General features: G+C 44.1%; 23 protein-coding genes and 2 pseudogenes. 18 read left to right on the top strand and 7 right to left on the bottom strand.

Annotation, left to right across the window (positions count from 1 at the left end; translation table 11 throughout):
- Entirely contained in the window at positions 1–1,566 is a 1,566-nt protein-coding gene (locus DWW70_RS04295; protein ID WP_015533221.1) for a glutamate synthase subunit beta, read from the top strand.
- A gap of 90 nt (positions 1,567–1,656) precedes the next feature.
- Here the strand turns inward: DWW70_RS04295 and DWW70_RS04290 are convergent, their stop codons facing one another.
- Both DWW70_RS04290 and DWW70_RS04285 read right to left on the bottom strand, forming a co-directional pair.
- Positions 1,657–2,886: a 6-phosphofructokinase gene (locus DWW70_RS04290; RefSeq protein ID WP_055223744.1), complete on the bottom strand. Its 1,230-nt coding sequence runs from the start codon at positions 2,884–2,886 to the stop codon at positions 1,657–1,659.
- A gap of 29 nt (positions 2,887–2,915) precedes the next feature.
- A complete protein-coding gene (locus tag DWW70_RS04285; protein ID WP_243017654.1) occupies positions 2,916–3,515 on the bottom strand; it encodes a hypothetical protein in 600 nt (199 codons plus the stop codon).
- 434 nt (positions 3,516–3,949) lie between these two features.
- Here DWW70_RS04285 and DWW70_RS04280 point away from each other — a divergent pair, with 434 nt between their 5' ends.
- The 7 genes from DWW70_RS04280 (at position 3,950) to DWW70_RS04255 (ending at position 11,698) form a co-directional block, all read left to right on the top strand.
- Positions 3,950–5,563 (top strand): SpoIID/LytB domain-containing protein, encoded by a 1,614-nt coding sequence (locus DWW70_RS04280; protein ID WP_022217148.1) that lies wholly within the window; start codon positions 3,950–3,952, stop codon positions 5,561–5,563.
- Positions 5,564–5,581: 18 nt separating this feature from the next.
- Complete coding sequence (locus DWW70_RS04275) at positions 5,582–6,574, top strand: YihY/virulence factor BrkB family protein (protein WP_055273589.1); 993 nt, start codon at positions 5,582–5,584, stop codon at positions 6,572–6,574.
- Between the two features lie 25 nt (positions 6,575–6,599).
- Positions 6,600–6,872, top strand: coding sequence for a hypothetical protein (locus DWW70_RS14765; protein WP_055273587.1), 273 nt, complete (start codon positions 6,600–6,602; stop codon positions 6,870–6,872).
- A 14-nt stretch (positions 6,873–6,886) separates the two neighbouring features.
- Positions 6,887–7,066 (top strand): hypothetical protein, encoded by a 180-nt coding sequence (locus tag DWW70_RS04270; RefSeq protein WP_015533216.1) that lies wholly within the window; start codon positions 6,887–6,889, stop codon positions 7,064–7,066.
- 642 nt (positions 7,067–7,708) lie between these two features.
- Positions 7,709–8,728, top strand: coding sequence for a phenylalanine--tRNA ligase subunit alpha (gene pheS, locus DWW70_RS04265; protein WP_015533215.1), 1,020 nt, complete (start codon positions 7,709–7,711; stop codon positions 8,726–8,728).
- Between the two features lie 104 nt (positions 8,729–8,832).
- Positions 8,833–11,262, top strand: a complete 2,430-nt coding sequence (pheT, locus tag DWW70_RS04260; RefSeq protein ID WP_118649273.1) for a phenylalanine--tRNA ligase subunit beta — start codon at positions 8,833–8,835, stop codon at positions 11,260–11,262.
- Between the two features lie 307 nt (positions 11,263–11,569).
- Positions 11,570–11,698 (top strand): helix-turn-helix transcriptional regulator, encoded by a 129-nt coding sequence (locus DWW70_RS04255; RefSeq protein WP_004849786.1) that lies wholly within the window; start codon positions 11,570–11,572, stop codon positions 11,696–11,698.
- A gap of 134 nt (positions 11,699–11,832) precedes the next feature.
- Here DWW70_RS04255 and DWW70_RS04250 read toward each other — a convergent pair whose 3' ends face one another.
- The 5 genes from DWW70_RS04250 to DWW70_RS04230 form a co-directional block, all read right to left on the bottom strand.
- Complete coding sequence (locus DWW70_RS04250) at positions 11,833–14,466, bottom strand: ABC transporter permease (protein WP_055273581.1); 2,634 nt, start codon at positions 14,464–14,466, stop codon at positions 11,833–11,835.
- 13 nt (positions 14,467–14,479) lie between these two features.
- On the bottom strand, positions 14,480–15,145 hold the full coding sequence (locus DWW70_RS04245) for an ABC transporter ATP-binding protein (RefSeq protein WP_118016728.1): 666 nt from the start codon (positions 15,143–15,145) through the stop codon (positions 14,480–14,482).
- 122 nt (positions 15,146–15,267) lie between these two features.
- A complete protein-coding gene (locus DWW70_RS04240; protein WP_055279824.1) occupies positions 15,268–16,299 on the bottom strand; it encodes a sensor histidine kinase in 1,032 nt (343 codons plus the stop codon).
- Positions 16,296–16,979, bottom strand: a complete 684-nt coding sequence (locus DWW70_RS04235; RefSeq protein WP_055279825.1) for a response regulator transcription factor — start codon at positions 16,977–16,979, stop codon at positions 16,296–16,298. Before DWW70_RS04235 ends, DWW70_RS04240 begins: the two co-directional genes overlap by 4 nt.
- A gap of 68 nt (positions 16,980–17,047) precedes the next feature.
- Complete coding sequence (locus tag DWW70_RS04230; RefSeq protein WP_118016727.1) at positions 17,048–18,088, bottom strand: DUF6076 domain-containing protein; 1,041 nt, start codon at positions 18,086–18,088, stop codon at positions 17,048–17,050.
- A gap of 303 nt (positions 18,089–18,391) precedes the next feature.
- Between DWW70_RS04230 and DWW70_RS04225 the strand changes: the two genes are divergently transcribed.
- The 10 genes and pseudogenes from DWW70_RS04225 to DWW70_RS04180 all read left to right on the top strand — a co-directional run bounded on the left by DWW70_RS04225 (position 18,392) and on the right by DWW70_RS04180 (position 25,682).
- Positions 18,392–18,616 carry a helix-turn-helix domain-containing protein gene (locus tag DWW70_RS04225; protein ID WP_118016726.1) on the top strand — a complete coding sequence of 75 codons (225 nt, stop codon included), beginning with the start codon at positions 18,392–18,394 and terminating at the stop codon, positions 18,614–18,616.
- Positions 18,617–18,773: 157 nt separating this feature from the next.
- Positions 18,774–18,976 (top strand): annotated as a pseudogene (locus tag DWW70_RS15385) (hypothetical protein).
- Positions 18,977–19,218: 242 nt separating this feature from the next.
- Positions 19,219–19,848 (top strand): annotated as a pseudogene (locus DWW70_RS04215) (DUF4368 domain-containing protein); the annotation flags it as partial.
- A gap of 132 nt (positions 19,849–19,980) precedes the next feature.
- The gene (locus tag DWW70_RS04210) at positions 19,981–20,373 is read left to right on the top strand and encodes a hypothetical protein (RefSeq protein ID WP_055272543.1); all 393 of its coding nucleotides are present in this window, start codon (positions 19,981–19,983) and stop codon (positions 20,371–20,373) included.
- 226 nt (positions 20,374–20,599) lie between these two features.
- Positions 20,600–21,664, top strand: a complete 1,065-nt coding sequence (gene queA / locus DWW70_RS04205) for a tRNA preQ1(34) S-adenosylmethionine ribosyltransferase-isomerase QueA (RefSeq protein ID WP_044997699.1) — start codon at positions 20,600–20,602, stop codon at positions 21,662–21,664.
- An 18-nt stretch (positions 21,665–21,682) separates the two neighbouring features.
- Complete coding sequence (locus tag DWW70_RS04200; RefSeq protein ID WP_055279827.1) at positions 21,683–22,228, top strand: alpha/beta hydrolase; 546 nt, start codon at positions 21,683–21,685, stop codon at positions 22,226–22,228.
- Positions 22,168–22,632 (top strand): DUF2752 domain-containing protein, encoded by a 465-nt coding sequence (locus DWW70_RS04195; RefSeq protein WP_022215824.1) that lies wholly within the window; start codon positions 22,168–22,170, stop codon positions 22,630–22,632. Before DWW70_RS04200 ends, DWW70_RS04195 begins: the two co-directional genes overlap by 61 nt.
- Before the next feature lie 59 nt (positions 22,633–22,691).
- A complete protein-coding gene (locus DWW70_RS04190) occupies positions 22,692–23,183 on the top strand; it encodes an LURP-one-related/scramblase family protein (protein ID WP_278315667.1) in 492 nt (163 codons plus the stop codon).
- Positions 23,184–23,661: 478 nt separating this feature from the next.
- On the top strand, positions 23,662–24,387 hold the full coding sequence (locus DWW70_RS04185) for a LytR/AlgR family response regulator transcription factor (RefSeq protein ID WP_118649272.1): 726 nt from the start codon (positions 23,662–23,664) through the stop codon (positions 24,385–24,387).
- Positions 24,388–24,812: 425 nt separating this feature from the next.
- On the top strand, positions 24,813–25,682 hold the full coding sequence (locus DWW70_RS04180) for a GHKL domain-containing protein (protein ID WP_158576509.1): 870 nt from the start codon (positions 24,813–24,815) through the stop codon (positions 25,680–25,682).
- Positions 25,683–25,704 lie beyond the last annotated feature (22 nt).

Genomic DNA, 25,704 nt, shown 5'->3' with positions numbered 1-25,704 from the left:
ATGGGAAAACCAACTGGATTTTTAGAATATGAGAGAAAGACAAGCGCAGAGCTTGCTCCTAAGGACAGAATCAAGAATTTCAATGAATTCCACACTCCGCTTAGCCGTGATGAGCAGAGAAAGCAGGCTGCAAGATGTATGGACTGTGGCGTTCCATTCTGCCAGGCAGGTATGAACATATGCGGAATGACATCGGGCTGTCCGCTGAACAACCTGATCCCAGAGTGGAATGATATGCTCTATAACGACAATCTTGAGCAGGCATTTGCAAGACTCAGCAAGACCAACTGTTTCCCTGAGTTTACAAGCCGTGTGTGCCCGGCTCTCTGTGAGAAGGCATGTACCTGTAACTTAAACGGTGATCCAGTGTCGGTCCGTGAGAACGAGAGAGCCATCATAGAGTATGCATTTGCAAATGACCTTGTAAATGATAAACAGCCAAAGGTTCACTCAGGCAAGAAGGTGGCAGTCATAGGTTCAGGTCCTTCGGGACTGGCCGTGGCAGACCAGCTGATCGGCAGAGGCCACGACGTGACTGTGTATGAGAGAAGTGACAGACCGGGTGGACTTCTCATGTATGGTATCCCAAACATGAAACTTGAGAAGCAGATCATAGACAGAAGAATAGATGTCATGAAGAAGAGAGGAATAAAGTTCGTACTGAACACAGAGGTTGCAACCGGAAAGGCATCTGCGAAGGCTGTGTGTCCGAAGGATGATCAGATGACAGGTTATCTTAAGAACAAGAACCTCAAGTATGTGAAGGCTGAGGATCTGCTCAAGGAATACGACGCAGTTGTGCTTGCCTGTGGTGCAGCCAATCCAAGAGATATAAAAGCACCTGGAAGGGATGCAAAGGGAATCTACTTCGCTGTTGATTTCCTCAAGACTACGACAATGAGCCTTGTAAATTCGGGCTTTGCTGACAAGCAGTTCGTGAACTGTAAAGGCAAGAATGTTCTCGTCATCGGTGGTGGTGATACAGGAAATGACTGTGTGGGAACAGCAGTCCGTGAGGGCGCTGTCAGCGTTACACAGCTTGAGATGATGCCAAAGGCACCTGATACAAGAACACCAGACAATCCATGGCCAGAATGGCCGAAGATCTGCAAGACAGACTACGGTCAGCAGGAGGCAATAGCAGTATACGGACATGATCCTAGAATATATGAGACTACAGTCAAGGAATTCATCAAGGACAAGGACGGAAATGTCAAGGCAGCCAAGTGTGTGAAGCTCGATTGGAAGAAGAATCCTGAGACAGGAAGAATGACTATGACAGAGATAGAGGGAAGCGAGTATATCGTTGACTGTGATGTGGTACTCATCGCAGCCGGATTCCTCGGATGTCAGACATATGTGGCAGAGAGCTTTGGCGTGGAACTCAACGAGAGAACAAATGTCAAGACTCCATGTCCAAACTCATATACAACAAATGTTCCAAAGGTATTCGTAGCCGGAGACATGCACAGAGGCCAGTCACTGGTCGTATGGGCCATCCGCGAAGGCCGCGAGGCCGCCATGGCAGTAGAAGAGCTGCTGCTCGGATACACGAATCTACAGTAAAGGATAGACGTATTTGGTTCGTTCCCTGAGTGAATTATAAAAAATATCCCTAATACCACAGATATTGAGGTGTTAGGGATATTTTATTCTTTAAAGCAGGTGGTTTACCGGCAGGTACATAGGAAGTCCATCCTTGTACTGAAGGGAAACCTCGCCGATTATAAGAGGTCTGAGATATGCTTCCATCTCAGGTGTGACGTCATTCTTCTCAGGTGTGATCCACTCAAGCGGAATTGTCTTAGCCTGGTTGGCGATGAGAGATACATTCTCAGGTTCAATGATCCACTGGTATGGATCGTTAGAAACTCGCTTGATCGTGGACATAACAGCAGTCATTCCCTCGGCGGCGTATTTTACAGCAGCCTGACCAAGTGCAAATGACTCGTTGATATCTGTCCTTGAGGAAATATGCGCTGCACATCTCTGGAGGACATTGAGCTCGATGGAACGAACCTTTATATCCATTCTGTCCTTAACAAGACTCTCGAGAGCCTTGCCGGTTCCGCTGAGCTGGGCATGTCCGAACTTGTCTGCCACAGCAGAAGTTGCGCTGATGTAGTTGCCATCCTTATCATGTATACCCTCAGATACGGCCACGATGACACATCTTGAAGTCTTTAATACATTTTTGATGTCCTCTATAAACTGATCCTCATCGAAGTCTACCTCAGGAAGATATATGAGATGAGGAGCAGGACTGTAGTCATTTCTTGCCAGACAGGATGCAGCGGTTAGCCAGCCTGCATCACGGCCCATGATCTCCACGATGACAACACTTGGTATCTGGTAGATGTAAGTGTCGTGGGCAATCTCCAGCATGGTGGATGCAACATACTTGGCTGCAGAGCCAAATCCCGGAGTGTGGTCGGTATGGCACAGGTCATTGTCAATGGTCTTAGGGATGCCGACGATCTTCACATCCGATCCGATCTTCTTTGCATATTTGCTGAGTTTATCCACTGTATCCATAGAGTCGTTGCCGCCGATATAGAAGAATGCGGCAACCTGATATTCCTCAAATCTGTCAAATATTATCTCATAAGGTTTTGAGTCAACCTCAAAATCAGGAAGCTTGTATCTGCATGAGCCAAGGTACATTGCAGGGGAGAGCTCCAGAGTATTTACCAGAGGAAATTTTGAGAGGGCCATGAGGGACAGATCTATGAAATTATTGTCCAGCACTCCCTGGATCCCGTGAATTGCACCGTAAACTCTGGTGAATTTGTTGCTTTTCTTAACTCCGTCTATGACACCTGCCAGCGAAGCATTTATCGCTACGGTAGGACCTCCTGACTGAGCTACTATACAGTTATCTTTCATTTTGTAAATCTCCTTTGAAAGGTTTTATTTTATTCTGGACTGCGCAGGAGTATGGTTATCTTTTTGCGGCCATAAACCATAAGTGCGTCCTTGATTATATCTTTGTTGGCATCGGTTGTGTGTATCTCAACAGTGTCCAGAAGCTTTTCGACATATGAGCACCAGAGGTCATAGATGATCTTCTGGTTCTTCTCACTGACAGGTGGAAGTGCAGCCTTTGCCTTTTCAAGATCGCAGTCAGCATCTGTCATGTAAATGAATGAATCAGGTGTGAGTGCTTCCTCACCGTATGCTGCGACAAATATTTCTTCTGTCCTGACAAATCCACAGTCATACATCTCAACTATGAGATCGTGGATACATTCATCGATATTATCGAAATAGTGGTAGTAACGGAGCAGATGAGCCTGATTCTCGTCCTCAATGTCATCACGGTTTATCCAGTACCCCTTGCTCTGGCTCTGTTCCTCCCTGATAGCCTCTTCCTGCATGAGATCGAGATCTCTCAGTGCCTCCTCGCGCTTATCGGCAAGCTTTCTTCTGATATACACCACAGTCATGACTATGAGTGCAAGCAGAAATACTCCGAGCAATACGCCGAATAACATTTGTAAGCTGGTTTTATCCATTTGGTGAACACCTGCCTTTCATGTTTGGAAATAATTATAAATTCCCATAAGTATCTACATTCTAACACAGGTAAGATTGGTATTTCAAGAAGGCATATAATGTCAATTATAGTGGTTAAAGTTCACGTGAAAAATTCTTGCAAGAGATGTAAAGGTAAGGTATAATGTGCTCATAGCTGAGATGTATTAAGTCTCTTGTGATTTTGAACCTACATTTGAATAAACGGGATTCCTATATCATTGTTATTGAAGTCAAGCCTCGTTATATAAGTTCTAGTGGAAGGCAGATATACAATTGCGGTTGCCCACCTAGCGCTGCTAGGACTCAAAAGCAAGGGCGCATTTCAGTTTATTACACAAGATGAAGAAGCAGCATGTATATGCTGCTTTTTCTCTGTATGTGGATATATTTGCGGAGAAATGGAGACAGGGGAATGCGAATAGATCAGAGGAAGAAATGGTATCAGAAGATCAAATACAATAAGAATTTTAAGATAGTGAGTTTCATAACTATAATTCTGGTATGTGTTGTCGGATATATGATGATAACAGGTAAAAACAGAGTAGGCGAAGAGACTGATGATAACAACGATGGTAATTCAGTGGAGACCATAGTTATAGAAGCTCCGGATGATCCGCTGGGAGATCTGAAGCAATATGTTGAAGCCGACACGGACAGTACAGAGATCGCGGAGTATGACTACACAATTCAGGGAGCAGGAACTGTGGCTTCAAAGAAGAAAGAGGATAAAGGCAGCAGCTCGTCAGGCACCGACAGAACCAGCGGGGGCAGCGGCTATGGCGGATCGTCAGTAGTTATATCCGGTATGGAGAACAGTGTCAGAGTCATCCTGACAAATGGCGGAGATTATTATCAGAGCTATGTGGAATTTACCTGCAGTACAGGATTTAACGTGACGAGCGATGGCAAGAAGAAAACCTACAAGGCGGATGAATTTGTATCACTTGGCAGCGACAACAAGGCCTCATCCATCATAGTTGAGCCTGAGAGTTCGGATGGAATGATAACAGTATCGAGTCTCAGCAAATCAAGCGGCACCCCGAGGTATCACGGAGCCCTTGAGATAACAAAGGATTCGTCGGGATACATGATCATCAATCAGGTAGATATAGAACAGTATCTGTATGGGGTAGTGTCAAGTGAGGTTTCATCGAGCTACAGCCCGGAGGCGCTCAAGGCTATGGCAATCTGCGCCAGAGGATTTACATATAGAAAGCTTGGAAGTAACTACAGGGGATACAATGCAGACCTTGATGACACAACATCGTGCCAGGTCTACAATAACTTCCCTGAGACGGGAAATTCCATAGATGCAGTCCAGTCCACATCCGGAATTGTACCTACATATAACGGAGAGATCATAAATGCTGTATATTTCTCAACATCGTGCGGAACGACTACCACGAGTGACCAGGTGTGGGGCGGAAGCATGCCATATACCTGTACACGTATTCAGAATACGGCGCTGGACATCCCATATTTCAGCGATGAAGCGGCATTCAGGGATTTCATGGATGGCAAGACGGACACAGATGTGGTTGAGAGAAATCTTCCTATGTACAGGTGGACGGTTACATACACAGAAGATGAGATGAGAAATGCGGTTGAGACCGGCCTTTCAAGATGCTCGGATGTGTCTGCGACATCGGTTGGCAAGATCAAGTCAATAATGGTGACGGGAAGAGATGACAGTGGACTTGTGAAGGAAGTTACGATAACAGGCGACAAGGGAAGCGTGGTAGTCAGCGGCCAGAGCAATATCCGAGTTCTGTTCGCCACGGATGGCAAGGCTATAACAGAGCAGGATGGATCAGAGCTCACGGGCTGGACAGGCGTTCCAAGTAATTTCTACTATGTAAAGAAGGATAATGACACAGGACTCTACACACTTAAGGGCGGCGGATACGGACATGGAGTCGGAATGAGTCAGAATGGTGCAAATGAACTGGCAAAGCTGGGATATACTGCAGCGCAGATAATAAGCCATTATTACAACGGAGCAGTTCTCAGTTCGGTTGAAAAGTAACGGAGAGAATCACTAATTATGAAGTTAAAGAAGCGCATAGTGCTCATATACCATAAAGTCAGATTGTTTATGGCAGAGATGAATAAGGATCAGGTGGCGGCATTTGCGGCACAGTCTGCTTTTTTCCTGCTGCTGTCACTGTTTCCACTGGCGATGACGCTGCTTACATTTGTCAAATATCTGCCATTCACAGAGACCCAGGTGTTGGAGATAATAAAGGAACTGTTCCCGGAGGAGATCAATTCCAATTTTGAATTCATGTTTGCAGAGATTTTCGACAGCAAGAGCTCACTGCTTGCCACCACAGCAACCATATTGCTCACAGTGTGGTCGGCGTCAAAGGGAACAATGGCTATAGGCCGCGGACTCACTTTCATGGCAGGCAAGGAGGACAGCGTCAATTATTTCCTCAGAAGAGCGATACACACTCTGTATACATTGATATTCTGTGTGATGCTGGTGGCGGTTATGGTCATATATATCCTCGGCGATGTAGTTGTGTCAAAAATGCTGGTGCGGCTGGATTCGGTGGAGAGATTCCAACTGGTGGATACCGTTGCGAATATCCTGTCGATCGTCAAGATAGCATTTGCCCCTACGGTTTTGTTTGGGGTTATGATCGTGGCATACTGGGCATTGCCGGTTGAGCGGGTGAGGATCAAGACCGCTGTGCCGGGAGCTGCATTTACGACCATACTCTGGATGCTTTTGTCATTTGGCGTATCAAGCTATATCAATATAGTGGGAATCAACACATATATGTATGGAAGCCTTGCAAGTGTGATATTGCTTGCGCTGTGGCTTTACATGTGTATGTACGTCATGCTGATAGGCGCGGAGATCAACAAATTCATGGATAATGGAATCCGGGGAATAAGAAGGCGTGCGCACAAGGCCGGGCGTAAGAAGAGACGACTTGAGAGGAAGAAAAAGCGTGTGGAGAAGAGGCGGATGCGAAAAAATCGACATTTAAAGATGGACGAAGAAGTTGATGTAGAAGTAGATAAATGAAATAAAAGCCTCCTATTCTGGTGGAGTGGCAATTGATATTTTGGTAACTAAGGGGGCAGTCACAGCAAGTCTAGCAACAGGGTATACATTGTCTAAGCTTCTTTCAGATATAATAAGTAACTATGGAAGTACTGATATTAGGTCTCCTGGTATTGAAAACTGGGGATATAGATTTAAATATGTAACAAATAGCAGTAAAGATGGATTTGATATTTATTTACTTACGTATAATAGTAAAGGAAGACTTGCAGATACAAAGAAAATAAAGAGTGAAAGATATAAAGCGATTTTGATATAAAAAGGAGAAAATATATGAGAGAAAAAAAAGCTATACTTCTGTTAGTGCTTAGTGCATGTTTGTTTGCAATCGATTTTATCTTAAAAGGAGATTTTGGTAAGGTGATGTTTTATATAATCTTATTGATAGGCTGGATATTACTTTTGGCATCAATTGCTTTACAAATAAAGAAAAAGAAACGGGAAGATGATTAAATAGGAGTATGGTACTCGTAAGGTTTATTTTCACAATCAAGTTATATAATATTTCTGAAAATTGAATTGTTGTTGATCATGACAGTATGACAAAAAAGATGTTGACTAACACCCACATGTAGGTATATTATCTCTACAGGCAGTGACGATGCAAAAGATACGTATGTCACCATCAGAGAGACCGGGTCAGCGGCTGAAAGCCAGGTCAGGTAAGAGTGCGTATTTAATTTCACATCAGAGCCACCACGGCTGAAGGATTGAAGATATCTGTTTTATCAGATGACAGATGTTGGTCTGTGTAGGGTGTGGCGTGTGACGTGCGACAAACGTCTAATGAGAGTCAGACATGGACAAGATACATAGAGTGTCTGGAATCAGGGTGGTAACGCGGATATAATTCGTCCCTAGTATGTATAACATGCTAGGGACTTTTGTGTTTACAGGGTGACAAGCGGCTGCGATGCGCGGAGCAATCCCGGTAAACGCCCAAAAGAGGAATGAGCGCATAGCCCGATAGGGCGGAGCGCGAATTACTGTAGGAATTGCGGAAGCCGTAGTCGGGCAATTCCGTGACTTATATATGGAAGTAATTAATATAGGATCCACATTGAAATCCCTATAAATAGAAAAAGGAGAAACACGATGAGAGACAAGTTGGAAGCCATCAAGGCAGAGGCTCTTGCCAAGATCGAGAGCGCAGAGGTTGTATCGACACTTAACGATGTGAAGGTGGCGATACTCGGTAAGAAGGGAGAACTCACACAGGTTCTCAAAAGCATGAAGGATGTAGCACCGGAGGACAGACCAAAGGTAGGCCAGATGGTAAATGAGGCGCGTCAGGCCATCGAGACAGCCCTTGATGAGAAGACAAAGTCCATCAACAGGGCACTCCGTGCAGAGAAGATGAAGAGAGAGACCATAGATGTAACTCTTCCAGGAGTGAAGAAGCTTACAGGACACAGACATCCAAACCAGATAGCACTTGAAGATCTGGAGAGAGTATTCATCGGTATGGGTTACGAGATAGTTGAGGGACCAGAGGTAGAGTATGACAAGTACAACTTTGAGCTGCTGAACATTCCTGCAAATCACCCTGCAAAGGATGAGCAGGATACATTCTATGTTACAAAGGATATCCTCCTTCGTACACAGACATCACCTGTTCAGGCAAGAATCATGGAGAAGGGCAATCTTCCGATCAGAATCCTCTCACCTGGACGAGTATTCAGAGCTGATGAGGTAGATGCAACACATTCACCATCGTTCCATCAGGTAGAGGGACTTGTAATAGATAAGGGAATCACCATGGCTGACCTCAAGGGAACACTGGCGCAGTGGGCAAAGGAGTTCTTCGGTGAGAACACAAAGGTCAAGTTCAGACCTCACCACTTCCCATTCACAGAGCCTTCAGCAGAGTGTGATATCACATGCTTCAAGTGCGGCGGCAAGGGATGCCGAGTATGTAAGGGCAGCGGCTGGATAGAGATCCTTGGCTGTGGTATGGTTCATCCAAAGGTTCTCCGCGACTGTGGAATAGATCCTGAGGTATATTCAGGATTTGCATTTGGAATCGGACTTGAGAGAGTAACACTTCTCAAGTATGAGATAGATGACATGAGACTTCTTTACGAGAACGACATGAGATTCTTAGACCAGTTTTAAGTATGTGTCAAGTTTTCTGTGAAAACTTGACATGCAGCTCCAGCCATTTGCCGAAGGCAAATTTTGCATGGCTGGAGTTCAATGATAAATAGGAGGACAAATAGATGAATACACCAATTTCATGGATAAAGGCATATGTTCCTGATCTGGACGTGACAGCTCAGGAGTTTGTAGACGCCATGACTCTCTCAGGATCACATGTAGAGGGTTACGAACAGAAGGATAAGAATCTTGACAAGATTGTTGTCGGCAAGATTCTCACTATGGAGAAGCATCCGGATGCGGACAAGCTTGTAGTATGTCAGGTAGATGTTGGACAGGCGGAGCCTCTTCAGATCGTGACCGGAGCAAAGAATGTAAAGGTCAATGATCTCATCCCACTTGTACTTGACGGTGGTAAGGTTGCGGCAGCACACGGCGACAACAATGAGTACCCTGACGGAATCAAGATCAAGAAGGGTAAGCTCAGAGGAGTTGAGTCAAATGGTATGATGTGCGGTATAGAGGAGCTTGGTTCATCAAGAGACTTCTATCCGGAAGCACCGGAGGATGGCGTGTATGTATTCCCGGTGGAGTCAGGTGTGAAGCCGGGCGATGACGCTGTGAAGGCACTTGGACTTGACGATGTTGTTGTCGAATACGAGATCACATCCAACAGAGTTGATTGTTTCTCAATGATCGGTATGGCAAGAGAGGCAGCAGCTACATTTGACAAGTCATTTTACCCACCAGTGGTAACAAAGACAGGAAATGACGAGGACGTCAATGACTATATATCAGTAGAGGTAAAGGATCCTGACCTCTGCCCTAGATACACAGCAAGGGTTGTCAAGAACCTGAAGATCGGACCTTCACCAAAGTGGATGCAGCAGAGACTTGCTTCACAGGGAATCCGTTCGATCAACAACCTTGTCGATATAACAAACTACGTTATGGAAGAGTACGGACAGCCAATGCACGCATATGATCTCAGCACCATAGCTGGCAACAAGATCGTTGTCCGCCGTGCAAATGACGGAGATACATTTGTAACACTTGATGGACAGGAGAGAAAGCTCGACCATGACGTTCTGATGATCTGTGACGGTGAGAAGGAGATCGGTATCGCCGGAATCATGGGCGGCGAGAACTCCATGGTAACAGACAGTATCGATACACTGCTCTTTGAGGCAGCTTGCTTTGATGGAACAAATATCAGACTTTCATCCAGAAGGATCGGTCTTGCAACTGATGCGGCAGCCAAGTTCACAAAGGGACTTGATCCAAATCTTGCTATGGAGGCAATAGACAGAGCGTGTCAGCTCATCGAGGAGATGGGCGCAGGTGAGGTAGTCGGCGGAGCTGTCGATGTATATCCAAATCCTGTACAGGACAAGAAGCTCCCATTTGAGCCAGACAAGATGAATGCGCTTCTCGGAACAGATGTTGAGCCTGAGAAGATGCTGTACTACTTCGGCAGACTTGGACTCACATATGATGCAGAGACAAACACACTGGATGTGCCAAGCTTCAGACAGGATCTGAACTGTATGGCAGATCTGGCAGAGGAGGTTGCAAGATTCTACGGATACGACAACATTCCTGTATCACTTCCAAGAGGTGAGGCAACAGTTGGTAAGCTCCCATACGACCAGATGATCAATGCCATCGCAAGGGATGTCCTTGAGGCAAATGGTTTCTCTGGCGGTATGTGCTACTCATTCGAGAGCCCTAAGGTATTTGACAAGCTGCTTCTTCCTGCTGACAGCGAGTTTAGAAAGACCGTTACAATAGCAAATCCTCTCGGTGAGGACTTCAGTATCATGAGAACTGTATCACTGAACGGTGTTCTCACATCACTGGCAACAAATTATAATAGAAAGAACAAGATCGCAAGACTTTATGAGTTCGGAAATGTATACCTTCCAAAGTCACTTCCACTCACAGAGCTTCCAGAGGAGAGAATGAAGCTGACTATCGGTATGTATGGTCAGGGAGATTTCTTTGATCTCAAGGGAGTTCTCGAGGAGCTTACAGACAAGGTTGGTCTCAAGGGACAGGTGACATACGAGCCTGAGTCAGAGTACACATTCTTTCATCCGGGCCGTCAGGCAAAGCTCAAGAAGGGCAACCTGACAATTGGATTTATCGGACAGGTACATCCTGAGGTATGTGACAACTACAACCTTAAGGGTGAGGTATATGTGGCAGTCATCGATATGCCTACACTGGTTATGCTTTCAAACTTCGATACCAAGTACGAGGGAATCGCAAAGTTCCCGGGAAGTACAAGAGACCTGAGTCTTGTTGTGGACAAGGAAATATTTGTCGGACAGATAGAGGAAGTCATAAAGAAATGTGGCGGCAAGCTGCTTGAGAGCTACAAACTTTTTGATGTATACGAGGGTGAGCAGATCGCCAAGGGCAAGAAGTCAGTGGCTTACACAATGACATTCCGTGCTAAGGATAGAACACTTGAGACGTCAGAGGTCGATGGAATCATTGCCAAGATCCTCAAGGAGCTTGGAAAGCTCGGAATCGAGATCAGAGCGTAATATCTGGGCTGCACTGCATGGAAGCCAGGCATGCGGTGTAGATTCTGCTTAAGATGATCAATACTATATATTTTAAATACCACCCGGTAACAGATCGCAAATGAGGTGTACCTCAGAAGGTCTGTTACCGGGTGGCATTTTTATGTTGAATGCTGAGAGACGGGATGGTAAGGTATGTAAAAGGATTTTTACACTGTATCCGGGGCAAGGACAAAGCCTTTTGATGGAAAAGATGTGATATGGGTGTTAGCATTTGCTCAGATAGAGAACTCAGAGTGATTGATAAAGGAGGTAAAAGAGGAAGAATATGGAGATTGGTAATAAGATAAAGGAAGCGAGAAACGGAGCCGGGTTAACCCAGGATCAGGCTGCTGAGAAGATTATGGTTTCGAGGCAGACGATATCCAACTGGGAAACTGGAGTTTCCCATAGTTAAAGATACCACACCAAAGATAACGAATCCACGCTTATATGATACTGCATGAAAAAAGGTACTTGATAAAAGCAATGAAGCGCAATATCAAGTACCTTTTTGATTTGTTTTTTACATGGTTATTAAGAAAATTACTCTTATTCCGAGGTCCTCAATCGTTCCACCACAGTTCCCTTGTTAAAGAAGCGGAGAACGATCAGCGGAATAACCGCAGCCAGCAGCAGATAAAGCACACCAATGACCAGAACAGGAACCAATGTGATATTCATAGTGAAGAACCACATAGATGGCGAGTTCAAGACATTTTCCAGCACCGTCACAGCAAGCAGCAGCGCAACCACTCCACCAATGATGTCTGCACCAGCGGCATAGTAGACGCCTTCATAAACCATCAGCCTTTGAAGCTGGCGATTTGTCATACCGATACTCTGCATAGTCGCAAACTCATGGCGGCGGGTGATAATATTGGTGATAATCATATTTGTAAAGTTAATCAGTCCTACTAAAGCCATGATACAGCCAATCAGACTGCCTACAACCAGAACCATACTTGCAACAGAATTTAATTGTTCTTTCAGTAATTTTGTTGAGGTATAGGTAACAGAGGGGTTTTTTTCAACATAACTGCTCAAAAATTCCTCCATTTGCGGCTGTAAGGAATCATCCATATTAAATCCATAACTCAGCAGAGTTGGAGTCGTGTAAATCTGTTTGAACAGAGTGTCCGGCAAATACACAAAGGGCGCATCGCCACCAATATTCCTCATAGCCGTAGTTGTTGACGGCGTTTCGTCCTCAGTTCCAACGGTACAGGCTTTTGCAAGAATTGTGCAGGTTTTGACTAACTCGCCATCCCTGTAAAAAGAAATACTGTCGCCAATCTGTAACTGTTCTGTCAGGGGCGTACTTTTCGGACCACCACTCAGTCGGTCCAACCCTTCTCCAATAATGACATATTCTCCAGTTAGCATTTTTTGTTTCAGTACATTAGGATCTGTTTCTCCATCATAAATCATCATATCCGCCCAAAAATGTTCGGAAGCGCCAAAAACATTTCCAAAGAAAAGATTTTCTGCATCCGGGGCAGTCTTCATATTATAATTTCCAAAGGCTTTGCGGAGGCTACCGTCCTGATCTTCATAGGTTGAAGTACACTCCAGTCCCTCAAAACCATAATCAACCAGCACGTTACTGTCATCTGCGGTATTGCGATAAAGATACCGTTCTTCTTCCAGACCGTCCTGCTCACGGATCATATCTACCACTTGCTGTGGAAGTGCATCTTCGTGATGTCGAAAGCCTTCCAAAGCATTGACTGCAATCGAATTATAGACGGTAAAATCTGTTTTCGTTGTGCGGGTAATCCACTTTTCTTCATCCATGCTCTGTGTCACAATAATCATAGAGTTGAACAGAACGATACACAAAAGCATAGAAACAACGATGAATACACAGCGGCGTCTATTGCGTCCCAAGTTGGAAAATGCCATATGGGAGAGTTTTGCACCTCTGGTTCGTGTAACGGTTTTCTTTTTATAATCATCCTGCTCCGTATAGCGGATCGCCTCCATGGGAGATACTTTTGCGGCCTTTTTGGCTGGTTTGCGGGTACTGATAAATACCGTCAGAATCGTAAACAAGGCAGCTATAATAAATAACACGGGGGAGGTCGATGTCTGCAAACTTGTCGTAGAATACTCATAGCTAAAAATTTCCATTACTGCCGGAAGCAACGCCCGGCCAGCAAAGAACCCGGCAATTAAACCAATAGGCAGCCCAATCAGGGTCAGCCATACCGCCTGCCGATTGACGATGCTTTTAATTTGCCGCGTAGAAGCACCAATCAGCCGCAGTAAGCCATATTGCCGAACATCCTGCATAACGGAAATATCAAAAATATTATAAATCAGCAAATAGCCGCACAATACAAACATCAGCACAAATACTACGGCAAATAAGATGGACTCCGGAGAAATCATGGCTTTCCCCATCTGGTTTTCAACAGAGAGGATAAAGTTATCAGCAGACATATCCTTTGGATTGCCGCCAATAGAGTAGACAAAGTTATCCATCTGCTCCTGAATGTTCGTCTTGTCTTTCAGCACAACGTCAGAAAAAGTAACCCCTGAGATTTCTCCGTCCACTGCGCGGGTATTTTTCACTACATCCGGATTATCTTTTACAAACTGCTCTGAGAGAACCGCCACGCTGACCATATCGTTGCTTGCTTCCCACCAACCGGAAAGCACCATATCATAATGGTAGGTTTTTCCCCGAATTTCAAATTCCAGAGGAACTTCTGCTCCAATCTCCGGTTCCACACCAAGGGCTTTTAAAGCCAGTTCGGTAGTAGCAATTTCATTTGCCTTTTCCGGTGCTGAACCATGCGTTGGCACACAGAATGTAAGTTCCTGCTGTATGCTATCAGCATAGTTTAATTCAACAGAATGACCCAGGGCGTTGCTTGCATATCCAATCATCCGCCGATGACCTGCCTGCTCCACAAAATCACTGTTTTTCAGTTGCTCAAACTGTTCCTCGGTCATGTACCCAAAGGTTCCATCTGCCTTACTGCCTTTCTGCATCTGCATAGAGAGCTGCATGGAGGATACCATGTTAAATACCAGTGAAGTGATGGATGTAAACAAAAATGCTGTCAGAACGATCGCAAGAATCGCTGCCAGATTACGAACCTTATTCTTTTTGAAATATTGTTTAGATAGCCGCTTGATGGTTTTTGTGTTATTATTGCCAAATAGAATGTCATTCATAGTCCCGCCCCCTTTATTGCACGATCTTGCCATCCTCAATTCGAATGATACGGTCGGCAAGCTGGGCAATCTCATTATTATGAGTAATCATCACGATGGTTTGGTGGAATTTCTGACTTGTGGTTTTCAAAAGCCCCAGCACATCGGCGCTGGTCTTGCTGTCCAGGTTGCCGGTGGGTTCATCAGCCAAAACAATAGAGGGCTTTGACACCAAGGCGCGGGCAATGGCTACGCGCTGCTGCTGACCGCCGGAGAGGTTATTGGGCATATTGTTCAGCTTATCCTCCAGCCCCAGCATCTGAACAACTTCGTTCATAAACGTCTTGTCCACCTTGTTTCCGTCCAGCTCCACAGGCAGCACGATGTTTTCATAGACATTCAGCACCGGAACCAGATTGTAGTTCTGGAAGATGAAGCCAATCTTTCTCCTACGGAAGATGGTAAGCTGCTCATCTTTCAATGTTGAGAGTTCACGTCCATCCACAATAACCTTGCCAGAGGTCGGCACATCCAATCCACCAATCATATTCAGCAGTGTAGATTTACCGCTGCCGGAGGTCCCTACGATGGCAACAAATTCGCCCTTTTCAATGGAGAGGGTCACACCATCCAAGGCTTTGGTAATGTTCGGTTTTGCGCCATAATATTTTTTTAGTTCAGTCGTTTGCAAAATGCTCATAAAGAACACCATCCTTTCTTTTTGATAAATCCATTATAACGACCAAACCTCACAGAAATGTCACAGCCGACATAATAAATCGCCCTGAAATGTCACAATCCTGTGATATTTCAAAAAACAGGTTATTCATGGGGAAGAAAAACGGAGAATGTTGAGCCTGTTCCTACTTGGGAAGTTACTTGTATATAACCGTTCTGCAAGCTAATAATTTCCCTTGCGAGATACAGCCCAATGCCGATTCCCTCTATATCGTGGACATCTTCTTCCCGATAAAAGCGCCTAAAAATTGCTCCCTGCTGGTTTTCGGGAATACCTTTGCCGGTATCGGTAATGCTGACTTTCAGGTGCATTTCCCAGCTTTCAACGCAAACACGGATAGAACCGTACTCCGGCGTGTACTTAACTGCATTATCCAATATGTTAAATAAGGCTTCTGCTGTCCATTTGCGGTCATGGGAAACAACCAATGTTTCCGGGCAGTTTACTTCAACTTGTATGTGCTTTCTTTCAGCGTTCATAAAAATACTGCCCAGCGCCATAGCAAGAGTATCATAGATGGGCTGCTGTTTCTTTTCAAGTGAGATAACGCCAGTTTCAAGTCGGGAAGTTTTTATCATAGCCTGCATTAAGAAATCCAGTTTATCAAGCTGTGTGCCACTGGCAAGTAGAAATTCCCGCTGTTTATCCTGTGGCACTTCTTGTTCTAATAAGGTGGCATTTATCATTTTTAAGTTTGATATTGGTGTCTTTACCTGATGAGAAATATCGGAAATCAATTCCTGTAAGTCAGCTCGTTCACTGGCAACGCTGTTTTTGCTTTCCTGCATAACCTCATAAAGGCGCACCAGCCGATGATTGATTTTATAAAATAGGTTTTCTTCTTCGGCAACCTGTGATATATCTATTTTTCCATTCATCATTTCGTCTAAGGTGCAGCAAAGTATTTCAGAAAACAAAGTCAGCTTTCGCCGTATCAGTATCACAAAAGCAGTAACACAAAGTAGAAAAAGCAGACAAAACGCCATGCTGCAAAATACCACAGACATTTCTTTTGTCAGGATATATAGAACTGAAAACATGACCACGGATAAAAGTAAAATGGTAGTTGCCAGTATTATGCAGACTTTATTTAAGGAGAGTTTTTTGGAAATCATTTTTGCGCTCCTCCAATCCACATATAGCCCATACCATAAACGGTTTTGATGTAGGAATGCTGGTTCGTTTCAATTTTACTGCGGATGCGGCTGATCGTTGTGGTAAGTGCGTGTTCATCCACATAATTTTCATCTACATCCCACAGCTTTTCAAGCAATACCTGACGTGTTAGGACAGTTTGTGAGTTTCTTGTTAGCACTTTTAATAAACGATATTCCAACGATGTAAGGGTAATCGGCTGTCCTGCGAGACACGCTGATAATTCGGAAAAATGGATATACAAATTCCCGTCATCGTAGAAATCGCCGCCGGATTGTACTGAAATGCGGTTCAGTAAAGCAGATACTTTCTTTTGGAACACGCTGATAGGAAAGGGCTTTGTTACATAATCATCTGCACCCAATTCAAATCCTTTCAGCATATCGCTTTCCATATCATTTGCGGTTAGAAAAATCACGGCGATATCGGGACGGCGTTCTTTTACCTCGCGGCATATATCAAATCCGTTCCCATCCGGCAGATTGACATCCAAAACGATTAAATCATAATCCTGTTTTTCAAGAAATCTTATGGCAACAGCCTTTGACATAGCCCCATCCACGGAATATCCGACAGCCGACAGATTATAGCTTAATGTCTTATTCAAAAGCTGGTCATCTTCAACAACCAGTATTCGCATAGTATCACATCCTTTTTCTTTTTATAGTATCAGCAAAATGTCACAGAAACCTCACAACGAGAAAAAATTTAGTATTCAGTCAGCTTCACAATTACATTACTCTGCTGATACAGCCAGTCCGTAAATTCTTTCGGGCTGGCTGTTCCTGTTTTTACAGCCTTTTTTCTCTGTAAGGCTTCTTTCTTAAAGTCAGAAAAGGCAGCCTGTATTTTTTCCAGACGGTCAGCCGGAAAGCCTGCGGTATTTTTTACCCGGTTTATTTTGTTGCGCCAGTTCTGGCATTCATTTTTATAAAGCAGGTCATAGGCATTTTCTCTTGCCCTCTCGTCAAATTCCCGCTTGTTTTGAAGCGCCTGTGCTTTTCGGCACTTATCGCTGCACAGCTCATACCGCTGGCTCTTTGCCAGAAAATATTTTCCACAGACCTTGCACCGCCGGAAGCAAAGCCCCCAGTCATTCAGCCTGTTCAGATAATAGGTAATCAACGGGTAGAGGGACGCATAGGCAGACACACATTCTTCTGTGCGCCGGTTGTCCGGGAACCAGAGGTCAAGCCGGGTATCTTCTGACGGTGCGCCTTTGAAATAAAGGCTGCCAGCTTGAAAATGTTTCGGTTTTCCTGTCTCCCTGTCAAAGCTCATGTCTTCGTTATGGAATACCCCGGTCAGGCTGCTCATTTTATCCATGAAGCGGTCACAGGCAGCGTTACGGTCACGGGGTTCTCTGGCAAGCAGATAGCTGTTCCAGATACGGAACGCCACATACATTTCCAGAGGGTCATTGCTAAGATATTTTCCCCAGAGAAATTCGCTTGCCGCCTGCTCCAGCTCCGGCTGTTTCCATCGGTTGGAGTGGAGGGCTTGCCGCAACGGAGAAAGCCCGCATAAGTTCCAGTCTCTGTCCGTGTCACGCTCAAAGTTTATCAAAAAAGTTCCCAGCGGGCGTGTCATATCACAAAGCACCTCTGCGTTTTGGCTCCCGTTCAGCCGGAAGCGGATCTGCTGTTCTTCCCCAATCAAAATCCGTTCTTTCATTTTCTTCCTGTCCAGCGTCAGGACAAACAAAATCCTCTCAAAACATGGCTCATGCCGTATAAACTGATTCTCCATCCCTATCCCCTGCCTTTGTTTATGGTAATTATATAATTTAGTTATATTAATTACACTCATGGTATCGCAGAAGCATTGTTTTGTCAAGAATAGTCCGCTATGATGATTGCAGTTGGTAATTTCGTACCACACAGTACCTTGACAAGTGAATGACCGTCCAAAAGGGATATGACCGGCAGGAGAAGTGACGCATCCAGCGCACTAATGCAGGGAAACACCGCAGGAATGGGGCAGGAAAACGGCTTTGGGGGGAGAACGGCAACAGGAAGCATTTTAACCTATTTGATTTATGGGAGGAACAGAATGAACGATAAAAAGAGATTGAACAGCTACGAGGATTTACCGCTGGTTCTGGATGTGGCGGACATTCAGCGGATTATGGGAATTTCAAGAGCGAGCGCCTATGAGCTGGTACACACACCCAGCTTTCCGGCGTTCCGCAGGGGCAGGCTTATCAAGGTCAGCAAAATTGCTTTCTTTGAATGGATGGCAAAAGGCTCCGAAAACGTACTGAGAAGCGACAAATAAGCGACAAATAAGCGTGAGGTATTATCCCCTGACTGCAATACTGCCGCACTTTCCAAAGGGGCATACAGAGGGAAAAAACCTTAAAAATGATACCGAAACGCTACACCAAAACAGCCTATCTGCGTACATCAGATAGAAACGGAGAAAGGAGCCGGTTATGGCAAGAATGAGCAACAAGCGGCGGTTGGAATGGTCTTTCTTCTTAAATGACCGCAGCCGTATCACTTACAACGAACTGTGCCGGAAATGCCAGCACGAATGTAAACAGAGCTTCCGGGCGGTTGTGGTGACTGCCTGAAGTATCTTTCCAAGCGTTCCAAGAAAAAGGACAAGACTGCCGGAAACGGCAAAATCCCTTAGGAACTAAGGGCGCACTTCTATACATAGTCTAAAGACCATGTATCGTGCGTCCTGCGGAGCTTACCTCTGCCGCTGATAAAATCAGCAGTCCGAGGTCTGCGTTCGCTTCGCTCCGACAAGGTGGCTACACCCCCTTGCGCCGCTAAAGCGGCTATCCCCTGTGTACCCGCCGCAAAGAGAAATCCGCTCTGCGGTTTTCCATTTTCATCGGGTTTTATAGAAGCACTGACACACAGACTGTCTGCGGATGGTCTTTAGCCTATGGGGAAAACAAGCAGAATAAGAACCCATACGGGTACTACCATTGCAGCAAGAACGGACAGGGATTACGCCAGTGTTCCATGCACTATATCCGCTATGATGTACTGTATGCCTATGTGCTTGCAAGACTGCAATACTGGTCTATGCTGGCACAGAAAGACGAGGACAAGCTGCTGAAACGCCTGCTCAATGCCAGCGACAGGGAAAGAAACTCTGCGAAGAAAAAGCAGGCTGCGGAGCTGAAAAAGGCAGAGAAGCGTAAAGCCGAGGTTGACGGGCTGTTTGCTAAAATGTATGAGGACTGGTCTGCCGGACGCATAACCGAGTATAACTTCAATATGCTGTCCGAGAAGTACCAGAACGAGCAAAAGGAGCTTGAAACAAAAATAAGACAGCTTCACGAAACGATGGAAGCCGCCGTACAGACCGCAGCGGATGCTGAAAAGTGGATTGCCCTAATGAAACAGTATGTCAACCCTGTGGAGCTGACCGCAGAACTTCTGAACACTCTAATTGAAAAAATAACCGTCCACGAAGCTGTCAAGGGCGAGGACGGAAGCCGTGAGCAGGAAGTAGAAATCTACTACCGCTTCATCGGCAAAATTGACTGACCTTTCTTTTTTACCCAATAATATCTTTAATTAAGGGAAACGGGAAAGACTATGCCAGATATTGCCAGCGTGATCAAAATGAGTGATCTCTATCATATCAGTCTGGATGAACTGTTGAAAGGAGATCAGGATATGATGAAAAAGATAGAGAAGGACACAAATATCGTAAGGTCCAACAGTAGGCTTATCGCTGTGGGCATAGTGGCTATCATAGTGGCTGTCGTTGTCATATTTGCAAGTATCATGACGGGAAATGCGGTGTTGGATTTTCTTGCGGCGGCGCTTCCGTGGGTATTCATGGGGATTGCCCTTGCGTGTTTTCTTGCAACGAGAAAGCCTGATGAGAACACGCCGAAGCTCAGGGTGGCAGGATTTATACCTATCATGATAGGTGTGATGTTTATGATAGGTGGAATATATCTGATGAACGCATGTATGTGGAGAGGGATTGGAATTGGAGCGTTGGTTGTAGGCATTGTATTGAATGGAGTGGGGCTGGTAATTTTATTTTACAGAAAAAAATAGAGATGGAAAGCGTTGTTTGCTGTCCTTGAAATATTTGTGATAGTAGTATAATATGTAACTGTTTGGCAACGGATATATTGTATCTGATGCCAGACAGTTATTTTTGTGCGGACAAGGTATCAGAGAATATGATCACACAAGAAGCAAAGCGGCTGTATAAATTTGAAAACACGTTTTGTGTTTCTCAGAACATGATAGATTAGAAGATGCGAGGAATTACGATATGATGAAATTAACAGATTTTTACTATGATCTGCCACAGGAGCTTATAGCGCAGGATCCACTTCTTAAGAGAAGTGAGTCCCGTCTCATGGTTCTGGACAGGAAAGACAATACGATAGAGCACAAGCACTTTTATGATGTGATAGACTACCTGAATCCGGGCGACTGTCTGGTCATCAACGATACAAGGGTCCTTCCGGCGAGACTCATGGGCGTCAAGGAGGATACGGGAGCATCAATAGAGGTACTACTGTTAAAGCGCAAGGATGACCGCACCTGGGAGACGCTGGTAAAGCCGGGCAAAAAGTGCAAGGTAGGTGCTCGTATAGTATTTGGCTCGGAGTCAAATGAACCTGACCCTGAGACAGGACTTATAAAGGGCAAACTTGTGGGAGAGGTTGTTGGTATAGTCGAGGAGGGCAACAGACTCATCAGATTTGAGTTCGATGGAATATTCGAGGAGATCCTTGACGAACTGGGACAGATGCCGCTCCCACCATATATCACACATAAGCTTGAGGACAAGAACAGATATCAGACTGTGTACGCAGAGCACGACGGATCAGCAGCAGCGCCGACAGCAGGACTTCACTTTACAACAGAGCTGCTTGATCAGATCAAGGCAAAGGGAATCAAGATAGCGCATGTGACACTCCATGTCGGACTCGGAACCTTCAGACCTGTTAAGGAGGAGAATATTCTGGATCATCACATGCATTCAGAGTTCTGTATCATAGAGCAGGATGCTGCTGATATGATCAACGAGACAAAGGCTGCAGGCGGAAGAGTTGTGTCCGTAGGAACGACAAGTACCAGAACTCTTGAGTCCATGTCGGACGACGATGGAACAGTTCATGCAGGCAGCAAATGGACGGATATTTTCATCTATCCGGGATACAAGTTCAAGGTTATTGACGCGCTCATCACGAATTTCCATCTGCCTGAGTCAACGCTTCTTATGCTTGTTTCTGCGCTCTACGACAGAGAGCATATACTTGAGGCGTACAAGGTGGCGGTTGAGGAGAAGTACAGATTCTTCTCATTTGGCGATGCTATGCTGATAAAGTAGCATAAGAGGAGACTATCAATGGGAAAGAAGATATGCGTGGTATTCCCGGGAATCGGATATCACACTGATAAACCGTTACTTTACTACAGTAAAAAATATATGATAGCACATGGATATGATATTGTTGATGTGACATACGGCAAGCTTTCGGGACATCTCCCGGAGGAGATACAGAAGGTATTTGATGATGGCTGGAATAAAGCGGTAGATTGTCTGAAGAATGTGGATTTCTCGGATGCTGAGGATATAGTATTTCTATCAAAGAGTATAGGTACGGCTATATCTGCAAGATATGTGGCGGAGAAAGGACTTAAAGTAAGAAATATATATTTCACACCACTTGAGATTACCATGCAATATGCCAATTCAAATGGCATAGCTTTTCACGGAACGGCGGATCCACTAGTGAATACGGGTGAGCTGACAAGACTTTGTGAGGCTAAGAACATCCCTCTGTATAAATACGAGGGCGGAAATCATTCAATAGAGACAAAGGATATTCTATGGAACATAAGAACGCAGGAAGACATAGCGGAAAAATATATAGATTATTTGAACTTCTAGGACATACAGAGGGGCAGTTATATATTGCGGAGATAGCAGTGCTCATAACACTGCTTATTGGCACGGCGGTATATATACTGCTCCTTCGTGTCCTGCCGGATACCTCATGGCTTGAGGGGTGCCAGATACGCCGGTTTACAGGAGTGATATGTCCTGCATGCGGTACGACAAGGGCTGTACTCGCCATGCTCCACGGACATCTGCTGACGGCTTTGTATTACCATGTGGCGACTGTGTATCTGGCGTGCATCTGTATCATTTATCTGGTAGGCAATACGATCAGGCTTGCCACGAATGGCAGGGCACCGCTTGTGAGATTCCGGCTGTGGTATGTGTATGTGTGGCTTGGGATATTTGTGGTGTCTTACGTGGTGAAGCTGGTGGTGCCGGGGTATGTCATATAATGAGCGCAAGTTGAGTAGGCGTGCGCATGTCATAGCGCTTATGCACGTCGACATATGATATAAGGAGTGGTTTCATGAGACTTATGATAAAACAACGGGTATTTGCCTGGACAGATACCTACGATATATATGATGAATGGGGAAACAAAAAATATTTTGTGAAGTCGGAGGCGTTCCGGCTGACGCATCAGGTTCACGTATATGACATTGCGGGAAATGAGATAGGTCTTATCAGTCAGAGATTATTCACATTCCTGCCTACATTTGACATCAGTGTGGGTGGCAGACCGTGTGGAAGTATCAGGAAGGAATTTACATTCTTCAAGCCATCGTACAGTATTGAGTATGGTGGATGGCAGTGTGATGGAGATTTCCTTTCGTGGAATTATAGTGTCACAGCTGGAAGCAGGCTGGTGGCAAATATAGCAAAGCAGCTTCTCAGCTGGGGAGATACATACACACTTGATATCTCAGATCCGGGTGATGAGATCATGGCACTTATGCTTGTGATTGCCATTGATGCGGCCAATTGTTCGCAGAATAATAATTAATTTTTAAACAGGTATTAAGAACTCCTTCATCAGAATCCATTGATAAGAAGAAAAAGATGCTTGAGGCAAGAAAGCGGATTGAAAATAAATGAGTTATTTGACAACAGAAGAATTTGAAAGTACATTGGATAATGTGACGATATTTCCAGTTACCTCAGTAGAATTAGGAGATATTTCACAGTATTCTTTTGATTGTGGAGATGCAGAAGAGTATGTCACATTTTGATTAATAAGATTGTTTAGAAAGCGTTTAGAAAGCGTTTAGAAAGTATCCTCTTGATGTTTAGTCGGATGTATGATAGCAGTGCTCTGGATCATCCTTGGAATCTGTAATTGAATATGTTTGCAAAAAGGCTTTTCGGTTTATTCGTAACCGGAAAGCCTTTTTTTGTCCAAAATCGGCACTATAATGTCGTTTCGTGCATTCAGCATTGAAGAGGTAATATAACAAAGTGTATAATAATAATGGGGTGAGCATATGGACCAAAGAAGTAAGCTTAATATAGCGGTATGCGATGATGATATATTTGTAACTGAACAGCTGAGTGAATGGATAAAGGAATATTTTGTTTCCAATCATTTGGAAGAACCTAATATATATGAGTTTGACAATGGCGAGAATCTGATAAAAAGCGAAGTGAAATATGATTTTGTATTCTTGGATATAGTAATTCCGGGAATGAATGGGATAAATATAGGCAGACGGCTATTGGCGCAGAATGAGGAGTGTCTGATATATATAATAACGGCATACGACAGCTATCTTGATGCTGCTATGAGCTTGAGGGTGTTCAGGTATATTTCAAAGCCGCTTGACAAATCTCGTATATACCGAAATATACAGGATGGACTTAAGATATACACAACATCAAATACTAAGATATTGATTGAGACAAAGAATGAAAATATAATCCTCAGAGCTCCGGAGATTATTTACCTGGAGGCACAGGGACATACGCTATTTGTGAACACCAGTGAGGGAAAATACATCTCTGTGAGAAAGATGGATTACTGGGAGAAGACATTGAATACAAGGGGGTTTTTTAGAACACACAGAAGTTTTATTGTGAATATGGAACATGTAGTAAGGTTTGATCATTCATTGGTGTATCTGGATACTGGGGTAACAGCCTATCTAACGAAACACAATTATCAAAATTTTAAGCATGCATTTATGATGTATTTGGAGGGGGCAAGGACATGACAATGGCTATGATTTATGGAATCGTTTTTCTGATAGAAGCGTTGATAGCATTTCAATACTTCGAGTGGATGTTTGTAAAACCAAGATATACGGTGATAAAGAGATTTGTTTTGGTGTTGGCGTGTTATGTTGTTTTATTTGGTTTGTTTGAACTAAATATATTGATATTTAATTTTATTTCATTTCCAGTATTCAACTGGATAATAATAAAATTCGTATATGGACAAAAAACTTTAAGCTCAGTTTTTCACAGTGTGGCAATGTCAGTAATTATGACATTGTCAGAGATGGTGGTTGTGGCGGTATTTTCTGGAATTAGTCAAAAATCCTGGGATCCATCTGGTGGTGTTTTGACTGTATTATTTCTAGCAATATTAAGCAAGTTTGTGTATTTCCTTGTGATGTTTGCAATCAGCCGATACGGGATGAGACACAGGGTTGATGTACATATGGGAGCACAGGGCTGGGTAATTCTTGTCATACCAGTGTGTGTGATAGTTGTTGTGTGTCTGCTCAATTACATGTGTTACTTTTCTGACATCAGCAAAATGCAGGAATCCATAATGTTGTATTGTTCAATAATCTGTCTGGTGATAATTATTATTTCATTTGTGATCTACGGATATTTGCAGAGAGTCTACAAGGAGAATCTGGATAAAACATTGCAGATCCAGAGAGAAAAATATGACATTGAGTATTATAAAAAAATTATCAGTCAGGACGAAGAGCAGAAAATAATGATACATGACATAAAAAAGCATATCAGCGGGATACATGATCTGCTCGAACATCATGATTACGATAAGGCAGTCGAATATATTGAAAGGATATATGAATACAACGAGTTGAAAGAGACTATAAGGTTTTCGGATGATCATATGGTAAATGTTATTCTTAATAGATATGCCAGCAGGTTCATTGATGCGGGGATTCATTATGATTTTGATGTGAGAAGGGCACGTATGGATTACATGCAGGTAGATGACTTAACTGTCCTTCTGTGTAATATGCTGGACAATGCCAGTGAGGCAATGAGTGAAATAGGCAGTGCCAGTGTGGAACTTAGAATGAATTCACAGGGGAACGATGGTGGAACGATCATAGCAATGACAAATGATTGTACGCACAGATATGATTCACGAAAGTCCGGTAAGCCGGATCAAAAATTCCATGGATTTGGAATAAAGAGTATGAAAAGGGTAGCGGAAAAGTATGGTGGAAGTGTTGATACATATTATTCAGAGGATGATCAAAGATTCCATACGGTCATATATCTGTCAAATGTTACCCGGTAAAGATGTTAGGTATTTCTGTAAA

It is taken from the genome of Coprococcus sp. AF16-5 (assembly GCF_003479365.1).
GTDB lineage: Bacteria > Bacillota > Clostridia > Lachnospirales > Lachnospiraceae > Coprococcus > Coprococcus aceti.
Note: the sequence above shows the minus strand (reverse complement) of the source record. Positions and strands in the feature narration are given on the sequence as shown.

Excerpts from the sequence above, each read along its gene's own strand:
- DWW70_RS04285 (WP_243017654.1), bottom strand. The coding sequence starts at position 3,515 with ATGGATAAAACCAGCTTACAAATGTTATTCGGCGTATTGCTCGGAGTA.
- DWW70_RS04250 (WP_055273581.1), bottom strand. The coding sequence starts at position 14,466 with ATGAATGACATTCTATTTGGCAATAATAACACAAAAACCATCAAGCGG.
- DWW70_RS04290 (WP_055223744.1), bottom strand. The coding sequence starts at position 2,886 with ATGAAAGATAACTGTATAGTAGCTCAGTCAGGAGGTCCTACCGTAGCG.
- DWW70_RS04200 (WP_055279827.1), top strand. The coding sequence starts at position 21,683 with ATGGGAAAGAAGATATGCGTGGTATTCCCGGGAATCGGATATCACACT.
- DWW70_RS04240 (WP_055279824.1), bottom strand. The coding sequence starts at position 16,299 with ATGATTTCCAAAAAACTCTCCTTAAATAAAGTCTGCATAATACTGGCA.
- DWW70_RS04180 (WP_158576509.1), top strand. The coding sequence starts at position 24,813 with ATGAGACACAGGGTTGATGTACATATGGGAGCACAGGGCTGGGTAATT.
- queA (WP_044997699.1), top strand. The coding sequence starts at position 20,600 with ATGAAATTAACAGATTTTTACTATGATCTGCCACAGGAGCTTATAGCG.
- pheS (WP_015533215.1), top strand. The coding sequence starts at position 7,709 with ATGAGAGACAAGTTGGAAGCCATCAAGGCAGAGGCTCTTGCCAAGATC.
- pheT (WP_118649273.1), top strand. The coding sequence starts at position 8,833 with ATGAATACACCAATTTCATGGATAAAGGCATATGTTCCTGATCTGGAC.
- DWW70_RS04185 (WP_118649272.1), top strand. The coding sequence starts at position 23,662 with ATGGACCAAAGAAGTAAGCTTAATATAGCGGTATGCGATGATGATATA.
- DWW70_RS04245 (WP_118016728.1), bottom strand. The coding sequence starts at position 15,145 with ATGAGCATTTTGCAAACGACTGAACTAAAAAAATATTATGGCGCAAAA.
- DWW70_RS04270 (WP_015533216.1), top strand. The coding sequence starts at position 6,887 with ATGAGAGAAAAAAAAGCTATACTTCTGTTAGTGCTTAGTGCATGTTTG.
- DWW70_RS04255 (WP_004849786.1), top strand. The coding sequence starts at position 11,570 with ATGGAGATTGGTAATAAGATAAAGGAAGCGAGAAACGGAGCCGGGTTA.
- DWW70_RS04235 (WP_055279825.1), bottom strand. The coding sequence starts at position 16,979 with ATGCGAATACTGGTTGTTGAAGATGACCAGCTTTTGAATAAGACATTA.
- DWW70_RS04210 (WP_055272543.1), top strand. The coding sequence starts at position 19,981 with ATGATGAAAAAGATAGAGAAGGACACAAATATCGTAAGGTCCAACAGT.
- DWW70_RS04225 (WP_118016726.1), top strand. The coding sequence starts at position 18,392 with ATGAACGATAAAAAGAGATTGAACAGCTACGAGGATTTACCGCTGGTT.
- DWW70_RS04295 (WP_015533221.1), top strand. The coding sequence starts at position 1 with ATGGGAAAACCAACTGGATTTTTAGAATATGAGAGAAAGACAAGCGCA.
- DWW70_RS04280 (WP_022217148.1), top strand. The coding sequence starts at position 3,950 with ATGCGAATAGATCAGAGGAAGAAATGGTATCAGAAGATCAAATACAAT.
- DWW70_RS04195 (WP_022215824.1), top strand. The coding sequence starts at position 22,168 with ATGGAACATAAGAACGCAGGAAGACATAGCGGAAAAATATATAGATTA.
- DWW70_RS04230 (WP_118016727.1), bottom strand. The coding sequence starts at position 18,088 with ATGGAGAATCAGTTTATACGGCATGAGCCATGTTTTGAGAGGATTTTG.
- DWW70_RS04275 (WP_055273589.1), top strand. The coding sequence starts at position 5,582 with ATGAAGTTAAAGAAGCGCATAGTGCTCATATACCATAAAGTCAGATTG.